Annotated in this window: 16 protein-coding genes and 1 pseudogene; 5 read left to right on the plus strand and 12 right to left on the minus strand. The window is 36.2% G+C overall.

The window, feature by feature from the left end:
* Positions 1 to 77: 77 nt before the first annotated feature.
* Positions 78 to 401 (plus strand): translation initiation factor, encoded by a 324-nt coding sequence (locus tag DRF65_RS03870; RefSeq protein ID WP_115968927.1) that lies wholly within the window; start codon positions 78 to 80, stop codon positions 399 to 401.
* Between the two features lie 2 nt (positions 402 to 403).
* Here the strand turns inward: DRF65_RS03870 and DRF65_RS03875 are convergent, their stop codons facing one another.
* The 3 genes from DRF65_RS03875 to DRF65_RS03885 all read right to left on the minus strand — a co-directional run bounded on the left by DRF65_RS03875 (position 404) and on the right by DRF65_RS03885 (position 5,738).
* A complete protein-coding gene (locus DRF65_RS03875; RefSeq protein ID WP_115968928.1) occupies positions 404 to 1,303 on the minus strand; it encodes a leucine-rich repeat domain-containing protein in 900 nt (299 codons plus the stop codon).
* A 142-nt stretch (positions 1,304 to 1,445) separates the two neighbouring features.
* A complete protein-coding gene (locus DRF65_RS03880) occupies positions 1,446 to 3,611 on the minus strand; it encodes an alkaline phosphatase PhoX (protein ID WP_115968929.1) in 2,166 nt (721 codons plus the stop codon).
* 297 nt (positions 3,612 to 3,908) lie between these two features.
* On the minus strand, positions 3,909 to 5,738 hold the full coding sequence (locus DRF65_RS03885) for a cytochrome-c peroxidase (RefSeq protein WP_115968930.1): 1,830 nt from the start codon (positions 5,736 to 5,738) through the stop codon (positions 3,909 to 3,911).
* A gap of 230 nt (positions 5,739 to 5,968) precedes the next feature.
* Here DRF65_RS03885 and DRF65_RS03890 point away from each other — a divergent pair, with 230 nt between their 5' ends.
* Positions 5,969 to 6,454, plus strand: a complete 486-nt coding sequence (locus tag DRF65_RS03890; protein WP_115968931.1) for a hypothetical protein — start codon at positions 5,969 to 5,971, stop codon at positions 6,452 to 6,454.
* A gap of 18 nt (positions 6,455 to 6,472) precedes the next feature.
* Positions 6,473 to 7,327 (plus strand): nucleoside phosphorylase, encoded by an 855-nt coding sequence (locus DRF65_RS03895; protein WP_115968932.1) that lies wholly within the window; start codon positions 6,473 to 6,475, stop codon positions 7,325 to 7,327.
* Positions 7,328 to 7,638: 311 nt separating this feature from the next.
* Here the strand turns inward: DRF65_RS03895 and DRF65_RS03900 are convergent, their stop codons facing one another.
* From DRF65_RS03900 to DRF65_RS03915, 4 genes and pseudogenes are all read right to left on the minus strand, one after another.
* Positions 7,639 to 8,406, minus strand: a complete 768-nt coding sequence (locus tag DRF65_RS03900) for a Rossmann-fold NAD(P)-binding domain-containing protein (RefSeq protein WP_115968933.1) — start codon at positions 8,404 to 8,406, stop codon at positions 7,639 to 7,641.
* On the minus strand, positions 8,403 to 8,831 hold the full coding sequence (locus tag DRF65_RS03905) for a MarR family winged helix-turn-helix transcriptional regulator (RefSeq protein WP_115968934.1): 429 nt from the start codon (positions 8,829 to 8,831) through the stop codon (positions 8,403 to 8,405). The genes DRF65_RS03900 and DRF65_RS03905 overlap by 4 nt, the downstream gene beginning before the upstream one ends.
* A gap of 187 nt (positions 8,832 to 9,018) precedes the next feature.
* Entirely contained in the window at positions 9,019 to 10,293 is a 1,275-nt protein-coding gene (locus DRF65_RS03910; RefSeq protein WP_115968935.1) for a hypothetical protein, read from the minus strand.
* Positions 10,294 to 10,549: 256 nt separating this feature from the next.
* A pseudogene (locus DRF65_RS03915) lies at positions 10,550 to 11,102 on the minus strand (DNA-3-methyladenine glycosylase I).
* A gap of 136 nt (positions 11,103 to 11,238) precedes the next feature.
* Here DRF65_RS03915 and DRF65_RS03920 point away from each other — a divergent pair.
* Together DRF65_RS03920 and DRF65_RS03925 are read left to right on the plus strand one after the other, a co-directional pair.
* Positions 11,239 to 11,538 (plus strand): hypothetical protein, encoded by a 300-nt coding sequence (locus tag DRF65_RS03920; RefSeq protein WP_115968936.1) that lies wholly within the window; start codon positions 11,239 to 11,241, stop codon positions 11,536 to 11,538.
* A 120-nt stretch (positions 11,539 to 11,658) separates the two neighbouring features.
* Positions 11,659 to 12,468: an enoyl-ACP reductase FabI gene (locus DRF65_RS03925; RefSeq protein WP_089733984.1), complete on the plus strand. Its 810-nt coding sequence runs from the start codon at positions 11,659 to 11,661 to the stop codon at positions 12,466 to 12,468.
* 158 nt (positions 12,469 to 12,626) lie between these two features.
* On the opposite strand, the gene DRF65_RS03930 is transcribed toward DRF65_RS03925, so the two are convergent.
* The 5 genes from DRF65_RS03930 to DRF65_RS03950 form a co-directional block, all read right to left on the minus strand.
* Positions 12,627 to 13,577 (minus strand): serine hydrolase domain-containing protein, encoded by a 951-nt coding sequence (locus DRF65_RS03930; protein WP_228438499.1) that lies wholly within the window; start codon positions 13,575 to 13,577, stop codon positions 12,627 to 12,629.
* Between the two features lie 466 nt (positions 13,578 to 14,043).
* Entirely contained in the window at positions 14,044 to 15,483 is a 1,440-nt protein-coding gene (locus tag DRF65_RS03935) for a glycoside hydrolase family 30 protein (protein WP_115968937.1), read from the minus strand.
* Positions 15,484 to 15,520: 37 nt separating this feature from the next.
* A complete protein-coding gene (locus DRF65_RS03940; RefSeq protein WP_115968938.1) occupies positions 15,521 to 16,321 on the minus strand; it encodes a glycoside hydrolase family 16 protein in 801 nt (266 codons plus the stop codon).
* Between the two features lie 69 nt (positions 16,322 to 16,390).
* Complete coding sequence (locus DRF65_RS03945) at positions 16,391 to 18,613, minus strand: glycoside hydrolase family 3 N-terminal domain-containing protein (RefSeq protein ID WP_115968939.1); 2,223 nt, start codon at positions 18,611 to 18,613, stop codon at positions 16,391 to 16,393.
* A gap of 10 nt (positions 18,614 to 18,623) precedes the next feature.
* Complete coding sequence (locus tag DRF65_RS03950) at positions 18,624 to 20,048, minus strand: glycoside hydrolase family 30 protein (protein ID WP_115968940.1); 1,425 nt, start codon at positions 20,046 to 20,048, stop codon at positions 18,624 to 18,626.
* Position 20,049: the final 1 nt, after the last annotated feature.

Genomic DNA, 20,049 nt, shown 5'->3' on the forward strand with positions numbered 1-20,049 from the left:
CAAGCTTAAAAACTTTCTTCTTTAATTTTCATGAGGATTGCGCGGGCTAATCCATAAATCTTTTTTAATTTTGCGGTATGGACTTACGTGATCAATTGAAGAATCTTTTTCCTGCACATGAAGAGCAGGATTTTGAAATGCCTGAAGAAGAATTCAAGCAGAAAGAACCATTGGTATGCAAATTTGAGAAGAAAGGAAGAAACGGAAAGCCTGTAACGGTTGTTGAAGGCTGGGAAGGCAGTGAAGAAGACCTTAAAAAGATCTCAAAGAAAATAAAAACCACCTTAGGAATAGGCGGTTCTGAGAAGGATGGAACGATTATCATCCAGGGTGACAACCGTGATAAAATAATGGCTATCCTTAAAGATATGGGTTATAAAACCAAACGTGTTGGCGGATAGGCCTAGAAATAGACCTGGGTTTCCGGAAGTAAGGTTTTTAACTTTTCAATTCTGGATTTTTCTATAGGATTTCCTGTAAGAATCAAAGTTTTCAGATTTTTAAGCTGGCTGATTTCTACAGGAATATCTTTCAGATTATTGTTAGCCAGATTCATGCTTACAATGTTCTTTAATCCTTTTACTCTGGATGAAATTTCAGTGATATTGTTATCACTTGCATTCAGAAATTCAAGTTCCCGGGCTTTAAAAAGATTTTCCGGAAGCCTGCCAATTGCATTCTGCTGTAATTCAAGATATTTTAAATTTTGGGGAAATGATAGGTCTCCCATATCATTGATCTGATTATTTGCCAGGTTTAAAAACTTCAGATTTTTGATCTGATATAACCGGTCGGCAATAAAACTTATCTGATTTCCCTGTAAATTTATTTCTTCCAAGGTAGGAATTTTCATAAGTGCCTCGGGAAAAGTATTAAGATTATTGGCATCAAAATGAACTACCTTAAGATTTTGCAGCTTTGCTATATTAGGATTGATGCTTGTCAGACTATTCAAATTCATAGAGAATGTGGTGAGTTTTCTGAGCTGACTGATTTCATCGGGAATATATTTGATGCTGTTTTCGTTCACATTCAAAAATTCCAGTTCTTTTAACCTAAAGAGCTCCTGATCCATTTTCTCAAGCTTATTTGCCATTACATTTAAAAAGAACAATGAATCCAGTTTTACGATTTGAGGAGGAAGATTAAACATTCCTTTTTCCCTAAAGCTCATACTGTAAACAGCTTTTTTGCTGTTCAGAGCGTCTTCAATATTTGTAAAAGTAGGATATTTAACTGGGTCAATCTGAGCATTAACCTTGGACAAAGATAAAATGGAAATAAACAGGATAAGCTTTTTCATATGAAGATGTTGATAGTTTTTTAAAAGCCATAGGAAATCACATCATTCTGACGTATGTTTGTGTTTGCAAGTCATGGCGATTTCATAAACAGAAAATGCCTGCCAGTAACTTTCGTCACCAACAGGCGGAATTATAAATAATTTATTTCTTTAAAAGTTTTATCGTTTTCTGGAATCCTCCTTCTGCTTCAATATTCAGAATTAAAACTCTAGACCCTTCCAATTGCTGTGTAAAATCAAGGTCTAATGCTTTGTTCGTTCCATTGAACTTCTTGCTATAAACAATTTTTCCGTCCATACTATAAGCAGTTACAGAAATATCTTTTAAGCCTTTTGGCGAATTGATTTTCACCATTCCTGAGGTTGGGTTCGGTGCTACTGTTACTGTGTTTTCAGAAGCTACGTTTTCAATTGTTCCTAAAGAACCTTGTGTTCCCAGGTTTCCTTTAAGAGCAATAACTATTGTAGCTGATTTCCCTCTATAGTCAATCGTATTTCCTGTAGCATCAACATCTGTAGAGATGGTAGAATCCGGATGCTGGATAGAGAAGAACCCGAATTTATGGTCAGGGGTAAATGTTAATCCCGTAGGTTCAGATCCTGCCGGCATAGATGCAAATAATTTCACTTTCGGATTGGCCTGTGTATGATCTGGAGCAATTACCCAGATATAGTTTTTACCACCATCCTGAAGTACCCAAAGGTTTCCAAGTTCATCAAAAGTAAGGTTGTCATTTCCATCGCCCCATGCTTCAGATTTTGAACCTTGTGCTGTTTCAAAAGAGTATACAGAGTTAGCACCTCCTACGAATGTCTCCACCTGAGAAGCTGTTGCTCCGTTGTCCTGTAAACGGTAAACCTTATCTAACCCTTTTGCCGTGAAATAGATTTTCCCATCCAGAGGGCTGATATCTACATCTTCTACTCCATTAAACCTTGTTCCTCCTAATGATTGAGCAAGTGATGCTGTATTATTTTGATCTGCTTTAGTTTTGTTAGGAACCTGAATCCATGTTGCTGTAGTTCCAGCCGGATCTCCTGCTGCTGTTAATCCCTGATCTAATTTTAAAACATAAAGATTTCCTGAAGCAAGATTATTTGGTGTATCCATCACATATTTATACACCATGTGAGTTCCACCATCCTCACCATAATATGCAGTGGTTCCAGCATTATTAATCACCACATTTTCATGGTTCATAATTCCCATCTGCCAAAGTTTCCCTTTAGAACCGTCTGTATTTTTAGAAATAACCTGAGCTGTTGCAGGATCAATTTCTACCAACCATCCGTAATCTTTGTATCCGTCATTGTTTGAATCATTAGAAGTTACAGATTCTTCTGCTGTCACTACAGTTCCCCAAGGAGTAACTCCTCCCGAACAGTTTCTGATTGTTTGCACTAAACTAGGATCTGAGAAACTTACCGCTCTTGATCTTGTCAACTGCCAAAGCTTTGTACCAACATTATAATTAACCTCAGCCATAGTAACCCCTCCCGGATTGGTTTCATGGTTTACTGAAAGGTAACCATTTGTACTGCTTCCTGATTTGGCAACATATGCTGTAAAGTCGTTCTGACCGCCTACTAAACCTCCACCTTCAGTATAGTTATCACCTTCTTTTAAAATAAGCTGATATTTATGCTCTGCAGGAATAATAAGTTTATTGGTTTGTGCAGTAGGAACAATTGAAGTAAAGCAGCTAATGTGTGATCCGTTACATACAACAGGTGTAGGTGTAGTATTAGATGTTGTTTTCAGGTAAGCATCAATTCTAAGATCTGAACTGCTTACACTTCTGTTATGTAATTCAACAGAAATTCTGTTAACACCGTTGATAAATTTTGATTTTGGAATAGAGAAAACATTATACACATTCTCAGCTGCACCATCAATTGTTGTGCTTGAGAAAGTATTGTATGTAATTGTACCTGCAGGCATATTATCTCTTATCACTTCCTCCCCGTTAAGGTAAACTACAATACCATCATCTCTCATCACTCCAAGCTCCATATTATCGGAAAGTGTTGAAAGGTTTACGGTAAAATCCTTTGCAAAATATGCTGTAATCAGACCAGTAGTACCGCCATGAATGGTAGTAGTAACAGGATCACCATATCCTAATGGGCTATTACCAGCAGGCCAGGAAGAGATATCGTAGTTCTTGGTCTTCCATGCATCAGGTTGTGCCTGCTCAAGGTCTTGGTAGCTCCAGGATGTTCCTTTATCAAAAATAATGGTCTGCGCCTGAATGGTTGACCCAGCAAATAGAGCCAAAGCTCCAATTGTTAGTAGTTTTTTCTTCATTTTTAATTTGATTTATTAGACCTTGCAAAACTATTTTTTAAAGAGCACGTTCCTGTTAATAGGACTTTAAATATGGGTGGGAGAATATTAATTAATTTAAAACCTAATGTTAAGGGGATTAAATTTCTGTTAAATAATCAGCGTCTATTTTTAGTGATGCGGGTGTGGGAATAGAAAAAACCTTTTGTTTTTTGGGAATACTCTTACTTCATAGACAAGAAAACCTAACAGGTTTTAGAAATCTGTTAGGTTTAATTAGATATGGTAAAATTCTAGCTTATCTATCCTGAAATTCGCTTACTTCGCTTTACTCACATCCGTAAGAGCATTCAGAAAGGCAATAATCTGGTTCATTTCCGTCTGGGTAAGGTTTAATTTATCCGGTGCAAGGGTCTGATTCTTCATTTTTAGTCCTAACCCTTCTCCACCACCTTCATTGTAAAAATCCAGAACCTCTTCCAGAGTACTGAAAGCCCCATTATGGAAATAAGGTTTTGTAAGCGCAATATTTCTGACAGTAACCGTTTTGAATGAATAATCATAGATCCATGATTTTTCCTTTTTCACCGGACTATTTCCCCTTCCGGGATCCTGATCCAGTTCTACAGGAAGTTGTTTAATAGGTTTTGCTGTCACCCCCAGAACCTCAGACTCATTTTCATTAAAAAATGGAGGAACCAACCCTGAAAAATGAGGAGCAAAATGGCAGGTGGCACAATTCGCTTTTCCCATGAACAGGTTGAACCCTTTTTTCACCTCTTCAGAAACATTCTTTTCATTTCTCATAAAACGGTCAAAATCACTGTCAAAAGAATACAACGAGGCTACATAAGAGCTTAGGGCCTTTGAAAAGTTTTCTTTATTGATCTTACCATCTTTGAAGGCAGTACGGAAAGCCTTTTTATATTCAGGTTTTGTTTTTAGCTTCTGAATAATACTTTCATAGCTTGTATTAAACTCATCTTCATTATAAATTACGTGTTCGGCCTGCTGTTCAAGATAAAAAGCACGCAGATCATAGAAAAATCTTTTTGCAAAAACAGCATTATACAGAGACGGTGAATTCCTCAGTACAGTTTTCCCTTCCACATTGCTTGGAGACTTGGTTTTAAGATCAGTAAAGGCATTTTCCTGAAGGTGGCAGGTTGCACAGCTCATTTTGCCGTTACCGCTTAGATTCTCATCATAGAAAATTGATTTCCCAAGGCTTCTAAGATCCGGATTATCTTCCGAAAACTTCAGCAATGTATAAAAATAAGGATCCAGAAAATCACTGCTGAAAAAGTTTTTATTGCTGACATTCCAGCCGGAAAACTCTTTCAGGTCATCAGCTTTTCCATCCCATTTTCCCAGTTCTTCATACAAAGGCTGAATATATTTTTTATAAAATTCAATCCGGTCAAAGGTTTCAAAATCTTTATTTTTTGAAAGATAGCTGATGGCTTGCGTTAGGGTCTGATCTGCTTTTTGGGTATTATAATTTTTAAAATAAGGATCATCATTAATATATTTCTGCATTCCTGAAAACGCATGGCTGGCTTCTTCGGAAATATTTAAGGAACCCGGAGTATCGAAACCTGTTACCCCAAGGGAATATATTCTGATTAATTCTATACGCAAGGGCAAAGTCTTGTTGTTTCCTTTACTCATTCCATTTTTCATGGCACTCAGGTAGAACCCTGAATAACTGTTATATAAAAAATCGGTAATGGTTTTGATCTTTTCTTTTTCATTTCCCGCTTCTTCAGAAAATATCAGTTCATCTAAAACCTGTAATCCTTCAGGCGGAAGTGTATAGGCAGAGGTACCTGCTGCCTCAATATGAAAAAGAGGAGCCGCATTAAGATGGGTTTTGGTAAATTCAGGGTAATGATAGGCAATATAGAACTCTATTTCCTTAAATGAATTTCTCGTATTCTTCAATGATGTCTGCAATTCTTCCAGAGAAATACGATCTTCTGAGAACTCCCGTACATCAGATTTCAGCTGCTCGAGCTTACCTTTAAAATCAGTTAAGCCTTTATTAATATATGTATTCTCACTTTCTTTTCCTTTGTAAACAGGATTAAAGGACATTACTGCGAATCCTATTAAAAGGATGACCACAAGTAGTGGATAAGATCTCATGAATTTTTAGCGGCAAAGCTATTAATCTGATATTATCTTAACTTTAATAGCAGATTAAATAATGTTTATATTTCTGATACAATATTTTTCACTAATTTTAAACCCCGAAATCAGATTCATTATTCTTTAAGGAACGGTTTATTCTAAAATACCGGCAATAATAATGGCGAGAGGTTATTGGGAGAGGAGTTTTTTAATTAAATTCAACACATCAAAACTAAAACAGAAGTATGAAAACAAAATTATTGTTGGCTGTTACAGCAAGTTTTCTTTCTCTTACTGCATTTTCACAAAAGAAAAAGCAAGCAGAAAAACAACCTTTAAAACAGCAGGAAATGGCTGTATATGCAGAAAAAAAAGGCAGTGATTACTATCTGATCCGCCTGGAAAAAGATAAAGAGATCCCCAACGTTTATGTGTATTCCAATGGAGTAACCAGACCTTACAAAACCTATACAGAACTTAAAGACATTGTTATAGAGTTTCCGGGAATGATGACTTCCAATAATTCTACTAAAGAAGAACTGATCTCTGTTCTTAAAAAAGATAATCATTTCTATGAGATCACTTCACAGAGAAAAGATCCTAAAAACATTGAAAAGACCATTGTTACAGTATATGAAGTAATCAATGGGCAAAAAAGGATTATTGAAGAATATGACTCTATTTACGAACTCATGGCTTCACCTTATAAGGAAGCAATTTTCATTGATTAAAAACAAAAAATATAAATTATGCTAAACAAGCTTGCTGACTCAGAACTTATTCTGAATGAAGACGGAAGTGTATACCACCTGAACCTTTTACCTGAAGATATCGCAGATAAGATCATCCTTGTAGGTGATCCGGACAGAGTAGCTAAGGTTTCAAAATATTTTGACACCGTAGAGATCAAAAAAAATAAAAGAGAATTCTACACCCATACAGGGACACTTAGAGGGGAAAGAATCACAGTAATGTCTACCGGTATCGGAACTGAGAACATCGATATCGTTATGAACGAACTGGATGCTCTGGTAAATATCGATCTTAAAAACAAGGAGTTCAAAACGGAGCACAAAGCCCTTGAATTATTCCGTATGGGAACTTGTGGAAGTGTGAATCCTGATGTACAGGTTGACAATATGCTGGTTACTCAAAACGTAGTAGGATTAGATGGCTTAATGCACTTCTACCAGGATTACAACTTCGAAAATGAGTTTTCAAAAAGCTTCATGGAAAGATTCCCTTACGAAAAGATCAAACCAATGCTTTACTTCTCAGACTGGGCAGAAGAAATGGGTGAATATTACAAAGATGCCAAGTACCACGGAAATACAGCTACATTTCCAGGGTTCTATGCACCACAGGGAAGACAGCTTCGTTTAAAGGCTGTGGATGATAAATTCCTTGAAACATTGAATGACCTTGGAGTAACCAACTTTGAAATGGAAACCTCTGCCATCTATGCATTTTCAAAACTATTAGGTCACAAAGCTATCACTGTAAATAACGTAGTGGCAAACAGAAGACGTGGAGAGTTCTCTACAGACCACCACAATTCTGAGAAAAACCTGATCACTTGGGTTCTTGACAGAATTATTAAATAAATCTTTATAGGACAATTCACCTCCTGTTTCATACCGATCAGCAGATTGAATTGAGGTAAAGGAATATTTTTAGATAAAATTAAATGGCAAATGCCGTTTTTATTGAATACAAGCCTCTGGAAATTATTTTCGGGGGCTTTTTTATAAGTTTGGCTAAAGCCAATGGAATCTTGATAAAAAAGAACGGACTAAAGCCCGTTCCTATTGAATTTATAATTAAGATTTTAAGAATATTAAGATGAGCTTCGCTTGAAGAAATCCTGTCTTAAGGGATCTTTTTGATATTCTTGATGAAACTTAATTTCTTCAAACTAATTATTATGAAATGTCCGTGGATCAGGATATTGAAAATCATATCCCAGTTCTGAAACCAATTTTGAAGACAGGACTTTCTTTCCTTTTACTTCAAGGGCTCCTTTCCTATCCTCTATATTTTTCTGGGCGTTGATTACCTGAGACTTTGACGGATGTAACGGAGCTGTTACATTATACAGACATCCTTCTGTTTCATTTTCGATCATATTTAAGAGAATACCCGCAATATCTACATAGTGAATATGATTAACAGCTGCTTCCAGGTTACTGATATTATAATTCTTCAGCAGCCTATTGTCTCCCATCAACCCTCCAAGTCTCAGAATATTTACCTGTGAATATTTGCTTTTTATCATTCGTTCTCCTGAAATTTTTTCAACAGGAATATCAACTTCGGTAAACTCTTTATCTAGATCGGGATAAACACCTGTAGAACTCATTAAAAACATCTGTCCTTTAAAGTCGCCAACAAATGCTGCTAAATTTTGAATTCTGTTGTAAAGAGAGCTTACACAACAACTTTTCTCCGAAATCGGAATGGTAATAATTAAAACGTCAAGGCTTTCCATCATATCCCATTTGGGATAAGGTCCGGAAAGCTGATAATCCGGAAAGCTGGCAAGTATAGCATGCAGTCCTTTAGCATTAAGTTTTTCAGCTTTTTCTTCAGTGGTAGTGGTGGTATATATTTCATAGTGAGCTGATAAGGCGGGTGCAATTCTCTCTCCAAGCCAGCCATAGCCTATAATTCCTATTTTCTTCATATTTTGGAAATGGATTGTGTTGATAATATTTCGTCCAGCGCAAACATTAATTGATTCTTTTTTTCTTCATCCAGATGAAAACACTCCTGAACGGCTTCCGGGATATGCCTCGCTTTATCTTTCAGGGATTTTCCATTTTCGGTAAGGCTGATAAGCACTACTCTCTCATCATTTACACTGCGGGTTCTACTTAAAAGACCATGTTTTTCCATGCGTTTAAGTAATGGAGTCAAAGTTCCATTATCCAAATGAAGATGTTCACCGATCTTCCCTATGTTCATTCCTCCATTTTCCCATAAGACCAGCATTACCAGATATTGAGGATAAGTTAATGAAATTTCATCCAGATAAGGTTTGTATAAGCCTGTAATATATCTTGAAACAGCATAGGTCTTAAAGCATAAGTGTTCTGAAAGAGCCATCATAATTTATTTTTAAAGACAAAAATACTTATTTTATTTTGCACACAATATATTTGTTTAAAATATTAATTCTTTATGAGCAATCAATTAATAATCTGCAAGAGACATGATAGGTATTTTTATAAAAAAAGCTCTCCGAAACCAGAGAGCTTTAACACCATATCAACTATAATAAAACTTATTATCAAATTTAAAACTCGTTGATCATCACATAAAAGTGACCAGAGTTTAGACTGTTGGCACTTCCTGAAATATTGGTAAGGTTAATCACAATACTTGAAGTGGAAGTCATTCTTGGATTAGAGATGGAGAATGTTGAATTTCCTGCAAAATCTCCGGCTGGAGAGACAACAACAACGGCCCTTGTAGAACTTGGTTGAAATCCTGATGGAACTGCAATTTCCAATGTAGCAGATTTTCCCGGAGGCATATTATTAATGGAAACTCCCGGCCATACTTCAAAACTGATCTGGTTTTTCTGCACACTGCCTTTTTCACCAAGCTTATACTGCCCATTCACATCCAATCTTGCAGAAGTATTTGGAGCCTCTGTGCCAATGCCTACATTCGCATTATTATTCCCCAACACAACAGCATTGGCCTGAGAGGTATTTGCTCCATATCCTATGGCAGTAGAAAACTGTCCCAGAGCATTAGCTCCTGAACCTACTGCTGTAGAGTTTTCTTTATTAGTAACAGTATTATATCCTAAAGCGGTTTCACTGTTTGTATTTGTTTTTGCATTAAATCCCACTGCAATAGATTGGAAACCTCCTGCTGAAGCATTGTTTCCAATGGCTGTGGATTCATTTTTACTGGTTTGTGCATTATATCCAATAGCTGTTGACTTAAAAGCACCAGCTGTTGATTTATTTCCTATTGCTAATGCATCATTTGCTGAAACTGCTGCAGCATTACCAATGGAAATCCCCTGAAATGCAGAACTTGAACTTCCGATAGCAATTCCGTTCTGGCCAGCATTAGCACCTAAACCGAAACTTACAGAGTTATCTACTCCTAATCTTCCTGCTGTGGCAGCATTTACTTTAAAGACCAGGTCATCCATTGTTTTTGTTCCTAATGACAAAGCAGTATTGGCTCCACTATATGTTCCTGCATTCTCTCCCATAGTATTCCATCCAGCACCATCAATTCCTTTATTGGTATTAGCAGACGTTGACAGTCTATTCCATTTGGAAGCAAACCAATAATAAAATCCAGCTTCCGCTAATCCTGATTTTCCGTTATTCCATACAATAAGACCATCTGCGGGAGAAGGAACTGTAGTAATATCCGTATCCGAAGTCAGGGCAACGCTTGGAAGCAATACTCCTTTATCTTTAGCACTTACATGAAGCATAGCAGAAGTATCAGGATTTGGCGTACCAATTCCAACCTGTGCAAATGTAAAAAACGTAAAGAGTAAAAAGAGAAGACTAAATCTTAATTTATAATTTCCTTGCATCACCTATTTTTTCAGAGGTGCAAATATACAAACTTTTTAATAAATACACAGTTTTATTAGAAATTCAATAATTTAAAACACATTAAAGTGACTAAAGCAGTCTCTATTCACTTTAAAATGAAAAAACTTCTAATTAACAATAGTTTATGCAACCCATTATTCATTAAAATTTAGTGAATTAAAATCAATTAAACCAGATAAATCATTTGAACAATAAACAAAAAACATCACATAAAATTGAATAAAATACAATTTATCACTTTCTAATGAAACAAGTTTCAATATGATCATTCACCATACCCGTGGCCTGCATATGAGCATAAATAACTGTTGAACCCACGAATTTAAATCCTCTTTTCTTAAGATCTCTAGAAATGGTATCGGAAATTTCAGTTGTTGCCGGGACATCTGATAAAGTTTTCGGTTTATTATCAATGGGTTTTCCATCTATAAATCCCCAGATGTATTTTGAAAAGCTTCCGAATTCTGTCTGCACTTCCATAAATTTCTTTGCATTGGTTATTGTAGCTAATATTTTAAGCTTATTTCGGATAATTCCGGCATTATTCATTAACTCTTCTATTTTCAGAATAAGCAGCTACTTTTTTATAATCAAAATGGTCAAAAGCTTTTCTGAAGTTGTTTCTTTTAGACAAAATGGTATACCAGCTCAAACCTGCCTGAAAGCTTTCCAGAATAAGAAATTCAAATATAGTTTCATCATCATACACAGGTTTCCCCCACTCTTCATCATGATATTTTTTGTAGAGATCATCTTTTTCGCACCATGCACAGCGTACTTTTTCCATAATTTTCATATTATAGAGATAAAGGTAAACTGATTTAGAAAAGTATAACAAAAGATTATGAAAAGTTTAACAAAGCCATCTTGATTTAGGAATGGTTATTGTTTATTCAATAGTACCAAACCAAATTTATAGTATTATGAACAATTCAGATTACAACAAAGCGGAAAATGCAGTAAACAATGTAGAAAATTCTTTACAGAATGCAACGGAAAATGCCAAATGGAAAATCAATGAATTGGCAGATAGAGCCAAGGACTATATTAATGAAAAACGGAATAATGACGAAGAAGCCAAACAGGAAGACTGGCTAGACAGGGTAAAAGCTAATGTATCCGATGCATGGGAAGATATTAAAGATAAAGCAGATGAAGCTTGGGAAAAAACTAAAGATGCAGCAGAGGATGTGAAGGCAGAATGGAATAAGAAAACCAATTAAAATTTCAGTCATATAAATATTTTCAAGAAAATGGGGCCTTATAATTGATAAGGCTCCATTTTTATTATGTCATAACCACAATTATTGCTACATTTGTATTTCAATAAACATTAAAAAATTATGTCATACGGTTTACTTAAAGGCAAAAAGGGAATTATATTTGGAGCCCTTAATGAACAATCTATCGCATGGAAAGTTGCTGAGAGATGTCATGAGGAAGGTGCAGAATTCATCTTATCTAACGCTCCTATCGCTTTGAGAATGGGAGAACTTAATGGTTTAGCCGAAAAAACAGGTTCTGAAGTGATTGCTGCAGATGCTACTTCTATCGAAGATCTTGAAAAACTTTTTGATGCTGCGGTTGCAAAATTTGGTAAAATCGACTTTATCCTTCATTCTATCGGAATGTCTATCAATGTAAGAAAAGGAAAACACTATACGGAAATGAACTACGATTGGTTGGAAAAAGGCTGGGATATTTCAGCGGTTTCTTTCCATAAAGTAATGCGTGTGGCTTGGGAGAAAGACTGTATGAATGAGTGGGGAAGCATCCTTGCACTTACTTATATTGCAGCTCAGAGAACATTCCCTGATTACAATGATATGTCTGATAACAAGGCTTACCTTGAAAGTATCGCAAGAACTTTCGGAAACTATTGGGGAGAGAGAAAAGTACGTGTAAACACGGTTTCTCAGTCTCCAACAATGACTACTGCCGGTAGTGGTGTGAAAGGTTTCGGTGGATTCCTTGGTTATGCTGAAGATATGTCTCCACTAGGAAATGCTACAGCTCTTGAATGTGCAGACTATTGTGTAACTTTATTCTCTGATCTTACTAAAAAAGTAACCATGCAGAATCTTTTCCATGATGGAGGTTTCAGCAGCTCGGGAGTTACTCAAAAAGTGATTGGTAAATATGATACTGAATAACAGTATTTAATATATTATAAATCAAATCGGCGGCCTCTACGAGGCCGCCGATTTATTGTATCTATTAATGGTGGATTGTTATTTTATTGCACAGAAATTTTCAGTTTTTAAGAAGCTTTGATAAATTCTTGATACACTCTACTATATTTCTAATTAATTTATTCCTTCTTCAAATATTCATGTATAATATCCAATACTGCTGTATGGTATTTGAATGTTTCTTTAAATCCGCCAGAATTATAGTCAACATTGCTTAGAACAGTAACCCCAATATGATTTTCCGGGAAAAAATAATTTTCAGTAACATACCCTGGTACAAATCCTGTTTGGCCAATCCTTAAAACATCATCGCTGGTATCAATAGTAACTCCAAGTCCATATTCTGTTAATCCTAAAACAGGATGATTTCTGATTGAGTTTTTTTGCTTGGTTAATAATAATTCCATCGTTTTCTTTTTGAGTAATTTCCCTTCAAAATAAAGTTGATTCCATTTATTTAGGTCAGAAGCTGTTGTTATAAAAGTTCCACCTGCAGGAGAATTAGAATACATAAAGCTATTGGTTTCAATATCCAGTTGCCCATTCTCGTTTTCAGTATAAGGAGTCGTTAATCTCGTATATTTTTTGATATTGGGGTGGTAGGTATTTTTCATTCCGCACTTTTCAAATAATGCCATTGTGATTTCTGTAAAAGATTTACGGTATATTTTCTCTAGTATTTTAGCAAGTAGATCATAAGTAACAGTAGAATGAGAATAATCAAATTGAGTTCCTGGTATAAATAGGGTTGGCTTATCCAAAGCTTCTATTCCACTGGTATGATTTAAAAGTAATCTGATGGTAATTGTATCTTTCCAGGATTGTGAAAGCTCTGGTATATATTGACCGATAGGTATATCCAAAACTAACAATTTCTTTTCATATGCTTGTAATACTAATGCAGAAGTAAATTGTTTTGCTATTGATCCACTAATAAACTGGTCATCTGGCCCTATCAGAATTCTCCTTTCAATATTAGAATATCCTTTTACTTTAGAATATAAAGTTTGTCCGTTTTGAGAAATAAGAATAACCCCATTGAAAGCTTTTTCTGTTTTAATATCTAGCAATGAATCTATTTTAGATCTTATAAAGTTTTGTTTCTGTTGGGCACTAAGACAAGAGTATAAAAAAATTGAAAGCACGGTCATTAATACCCTGCTATTTAAAAATCTTATGAACTTATTTTTCTCCGTTTTTTTCATAATAAGATTCCTTAAACTTATATAAAGGAAATTCCACTAAAATTAGCTATTTTGGATTAAAAACAGGAATGAAAACTGCAGTAAAAATTTATTCACAATAAAAAAATGGATATAAATTTTATTGGTTTAATAGGAAGTGTCATAAGATTGGTTTTGTTTTTAAATTTAACTTTAAAAAAAGGAAGACTATGTACATCACTTTGAAAAAGAAGGGCATCACCATTGCGATGCTCTTCTTAATGTATCGTGCAAAAAATATGATCATATCAAAATCATGAATCGGCGGCCTCTTCGAGGCCGCCGATTCTTTTAAAATAATACTAATATGAAGTTATAAAATTACGGTCTGTATAGAGTGTGCCGGAGCATTTACCTTAGCCGCCATGCCTTCAATCCAAAGATTAGTTTCGATATCATTATCGGAATCGTTCATAATTACAGTAACCAATTGACCGTTTTCATTCATAAAAGCAGAAGATGTTAATGCCGCTCTGTTGGAAGATGAACCTATCCTTTGTGCATTAGGTTTGATGTATTTTGATACATGTCCGATGTAGTAGTATTCATAAGTATAAAACACCTCCCCTGTTTTTGTATCGGCAATGATAGGTGCAAAACAGAAATTTCCTTTATGGTTGGGTCCGCCGGTCTCATCCAACAGTATATTCCAGTCTGTCCATAAAGCATTTCCTTTATTAAAATCGTTCAGCATATTTTTGCTGTATAGTTCACCTAGGCTTACATCATAAATTCTGTCCATGGCAAACTGCTCTTTACAGCCTTCCGTGAAGGCAAGAAATTTATCTGGGAAAGCTCTATGGGTTTCTGCTAAGTTGTCAAATAGCTGGGTTTTATTATTCCATGTTTCATACCAGTGATATCCTATTCCATGGGCATATTTTGAAGTTTCAGGGTCACCAAGTGTGGTAGTTGCTCTTTGATAAATCAGATCTCTGTTGTGATCCCAGATCATTACTTTTTTATCTTTATAGCCGTTTTTCCATAAAGCTGGACCTAGGTTGTTTTTCAGAAACTCCCCTTCTTCTTCAGCAGTATAGATACAGGATTCCCAGGATTGGGTCGCCATAGGTTCATTCTGAACGGTTAATCCCCAAACATTAATTCCTCTTTTTTCGTATTCCTTAATGAATTTAATATAGTAATCTGCCCAGGTCTGATAGTATTGATTTTCTAATCTGCCTCCTTTGTATAAACTTTTATTAGACTTCATCCAGGCTGGTGGACTCCATGGAGAGAAGTAAAAGGTGAAATTATTTCCTATTGCTTTCTGTGCTTCCTTAATCATTGGAATTTTATACTTTTCATCGTGGGCAACGTTGAAAGTTTTCAGAGAAGTGTCGTTATCTTCTACATAGGTATAGGAATCGCTGGAGAAGTCACAGGAATTCATATTGGTACGCACCACAGTGTATCCCAATCCGTTTTTCCCAAAATAGGCTTCCAGAATTTCTTTTTGCTTGTTCTTTGGCATTTTGTAGAATGTTTCTGCTGATGCATCTGTAATAGCGCCTCCAATTCCGATCAGCTTTTGATATTTAAAACCAGGAGCTACAAAAATACAGGCTTCCGTTTCCTTTGGCTGTCCGAACTGCTCAAATTTTACAGGACCTTTATCTACCATTCTTTCATTCACTTTAGAGTTGGTAAGAATGACCTTAGCTGTTTTCCCTTCGTGTTTTTTCCAATAATTCTGGGCATTGACATTGATGGCAATCCCTATTACAAAACAACTTACGATTAGTTTTCTCATGATTTCTTTGTTTGTGGACCGTATGTCCTCTTTTTCATTATTTATTTTGATAGACCCTTACATAATACTTTTGTGGAAAGATGCTGTCATCTATTCCCTCTTTTCCGCCCCAGAAACCACCTACTGCCAGATTTAAAATGATAAAATAAGGCTGGTCAAAAGGCCATGCTTCATAGGCTTTTTCTTTATTTTCATAGGTGAAAAACTTCTGATCATCAATATACACCTCTATCTTTTCCGGGGTCCAATCTGCTTTATACACATGGAATTTCTCACTTACATCCTTTACCATCAAAGTATCCGTTTTTTGGGTTCCCAGAATATGATTGTATTTTTTAGTATGTACCGAAGCATGGATATAGCCTTGATTAAATCCTACATGTTCCATAATGTCAAGTTCACCATCATCGGGCCATTTCTTCATCTTTTCACTCATCATCCAGATGGCTGACCATGTTCCCCGGCCTTTCGGAAGTTTTGCACGAACTTCTACCGTTCCATATTGAAAGGAAAATTTCCCCTTGGTTAACAATCTTGCTGAAGTATATTTATTCTTTTCCCAATTTTCTTTTTTAGCTTCAATAAAAAGATTTCCGTTTTCCAGTCTGGCATTTTCCAGTCTGTTTTTGGTATAAAACTGAGCTTCATCATTTCCATAGCCACCACCACCCACATCGTAGTTCCATTTTAATGAATCCGGAAGTCCTTTTCCGTTAAATTCATCACTCCAGATCAGTTTTCTGCCGGAATCTGCTTTGTTTGAAGCACAATTCGCCACAGATAAGGCTAATATTCCTGCTGTATAAAACTGAATGGTATTTCGGAATTTAATTTTCATATTATTATGATGATTAAGCTTTGGCTAAAGACATTTATATTTTTTATTGTGGTCAGGTTAAAAGAATATTTATTTCACCCAATTCACTCTTTTTGTTTGTACATTCTGAGAATTGGTTCCCACCATAATATCAAATTCACCTGCCTCCCAGTCAAAATTCAGTTCGTCATCAAAAAATTTCAAATTTTCCGGAGTCAGTGTAAATTCTACTTTTTTAGTTTCTCCTTTTTTGATGAATATTTTTTTAAACCCTTTTAATTCTTTTACAGGTCTTACTACTTTCCCAAAAAGATCTCTTATATAAAGCTGCACCACTTCCTCACCATCATATTTCCCAGTATTGGAAACAGTAACACTGATGTTTAATTTCTGGTCTCCTTTCAGATTTTCAGAACTTAAAACCAAATCGGAATAGGTAAATTCTGTATAGCTTAACCCAAATCCAAACGGGAATTTCGGATCGTTGTCAAGATCAATATATGCTGAAACATAATTTCTGTCCGTATTATTTTTTGCAGGTCTTCCCGTATTGTAATGATTGTAATACACCGGAATCTGTCCTTCAGTTCTTGGAAAAGTCATCGGAAGCTTTCCGCCTGGGTTTACGGTTCCAAACAGAATATCGGCAATAGAATTTCCTGCTTCCGTTCCCAGCCACCAGGTATAAACAATAGCAGGAATATGGTCTGCCGCCCAGTTGAAAATCAAAGGTCTTCCTGCATTAATCATAAGAACAATCGGTTTTCCTGTTTTGGCAATTTCTTTCAACAGCTCTTCCTGTACCCCGGAAAAGCCAATAGTACTTCGGCTTTTTGCTTCACCACTCATCGCATGTCCTTCTCCTAAAGTCATAATCACCACATCTGCTTTTCTGGCGGTCTCTACTGCTTCCGCAAACATTGTTTTGTCCTGATCATCTACATTGCAGCCTTTTGCATATAATAAGGTAGAATTTTTATCCAATTGATTTTTAATCCCATCAAACTGAGAAACTATTCTTTGGGTGTCATCTTTAAAAGCTACAGACCAAAACCCATGATTGGAAACAGTTTCTTTTCCGAACGGACCAATCAAAGCCACTGTTTTTACAGTTTTTGAAAGTGGAAGGATATTATCTTTATTTTTAAGGAGAACGATACTCTTAGAACCGAACTCCCTTCCGAATTTTCTATTTTCTTGGTTATTAACTTGTTCTTTTTGTCTTTTCTCATTGCTGAATCGGTAAGGATCGTCGAAAAGCCCCATCTCGAATTTTTTGGTTAAAATTCTTCCTGCAGCATCATCCACCAGTTTAGTATCTACTTTTCCTTCTTTAACAAGTTTCGGAAGTTCTGCCATATATACCCGGCTTTCCATATCCATATCGCTACCTCCCTGTATCGCTTTTTCAGCAGCCTCCGCAGTATCTTTTGCATATCCGTGAGGAATCATTTCCCCGATACTGCCCCAGTCCGAAACCACAAAACCTTTATAATTCCATTTTCCTTTTAGTAAATTTCTCTGGATATATTGATTGGCTGTGGCCGGAATTCCATTGATATCATTGAAAGAATTCATGAACGTAGCAACTCCTGCTTCTGAGGCAGCTTTGAAAGGTGGAAGATAGGTTTCATTCAGTTGTCTGAGGCTCATGTCAACAGAATTATAATCTCTGCCGCCCACCGCTGCACCATAGGCTGCAAAATGTTTTGCGCAAGCCATTACCGCATCAAGGCTTCCTAATCCTTTCCCCTGAAATCCTTTAATTCTTGCCAATCCGATTTGAGTTCCCAGATAAGTGTCTTCTCCTGGCCCCTCCATCACTCTTCCCCATCTCGGGTCTCTGGCAATATCTACCATGGGGGCAAAAGTCCAGTGAATACCATAAGCAGAGGCTTCTGTAGCGGCAATTCTTTCTGATTTTTCTATCATTCCCAGATCCCAACTCGCAGCCTGCCCGATGTTAACAGGAAAAGTAGTTCTGTATCCATGAATAACATCTTGGCCAAACAGTAAAGGAATCTTCAATCGGGACTGCATGGCCAGTTTCTGAAATGCTCTGGTTTCTTCTGCTCCGGCAACATTCAGCATAGAGCCCACTTTCCCCTTTTTAATTTCGTCCAGCACTGCAGCCGAATTAGAATGCTGAGGCCCTGTGGCATATTCAAATCCACTGTATTGCACCATCTGCCCTACTTTTTCTTCCAGTGTCATTTTAGACAAAAGTTCTGCAACTCTCTGATCTGTTGTTTTCTGTCCGTAGACATTCATTCCAAGTGCGGAGAATGCAAGTAAGAAATAAACTCTCTTCATACTTATTCGGTTAAAAAATATAAGTGGCGGCAGATTGCCCAGGAATGTTTACTGTAGCGATCTTTCCGGCAAATTTAATATTAAAAATTTCAATTTCTTTACTATCGTTCTGAACAATCAATACCGTTTTTTCGTTGAGAGTTCTGAATGCAGCAGTCGATAAATATTGGGTCTGAGTGGAAGCAATACGTTGAGATCCTGCAGGGATAAACTTAGAGGCATGTGCTACAATATAATAGGCAACATTTCTGGTAAAGCTCTCACTGTCTGAAATGGTTATTGCTCCTTTACATTCCGTACATCCGCCCTCTGTGTGGGGGGCATACTTTGAGTCATTGGCAAGATTCCACTCCAGTGCTGTTTTACTCCAGTTTCTCATAGCACCGATAATCACATTCTTTGTGTGCCAGTTCAGATCTTCATTGAAAGTTCCTTTTGAACCCGTCCACTGTTCGGTAAAATATAGGTTTTTATCTGGAAATGCATCATGAACCGTACTCAATGCTGAAATATCCCCTTCATACAAATGAAAAGCAGATCCATCTATATATTGATAGGCTTCAGGATCTTTTAAAATATCAAGAGCATACTCAGGTTTGTTACAGTTATGATCATATATTACAATCTTGGTTTTTATTTTATTGTTCTTAAAAGCAGGTCCTAAATGCCCTTTAATAAAATCCCTCTGTTGATCAGATGGCATGTACATACTAGGGTTATTTCCAGGATGCAAGGGTTCATTTTGAGGAGTTACGGCATCAATAACAATCCCTTCATTCTGCATTTCTTTAATATATTTTACAAAATACCGGGCATATGTCTCATAAAATTCAGGTTTTAAACTTCCTCCTTTAGATTTTCCGTTATCTTTCATCCAAACCGGGGGTGACCACGGAGCTGCAATAATTTTAATCTTAGGATTAATAGCTAAAATCTCTTTCAACATTGCAATCAGAGCCTTGTCTTTTGCTAAACTGAATTTAGAAAGAGAAACATCAGTCTGTCCTTCGGAAAGATCATCATAAGAAAAAACTTCTCCATCAAGGTCTGAAGCTCCAATGCTTACTCTCAGATAACTGATGGAAATGGAATTTTTATCTTTTCCAAAAAGTTCATTCAATAAAGCTTTTCTTTTGCCTGGAGACAAACGGTTAATAACCTCAACACTTCCTCCCGTTAATGTATATCCAAAACCGTCAACATATTGAAACTTTTGCATATCATCAATTTCAATATTCTGATGGGCATTAGATGTATTTACAAATCTGATGGGAGCCTGGGGCTGTAATTTGATGTTTTCATCTCCTTTGGTAAGCCAATATTCAACTTCATCACCATTCTTCTGAGTAACAGTAGTACATGACAAAGGAAAAAGTACCACACCACATAGCAGTGCAGTACCTTTAAAGAAACTATATAAGTTGTGAAACTTCATA

This window comes from Chryseobacterium pennae (assembly GCF_003385515.1).
GTDB classification, from domain to species: Bacteria; Bacteroidota; Bacteroidia; order Flavobacteriales; family Weeksellaceae; genus Chryseobacterium; species Chryseobacterium pennae.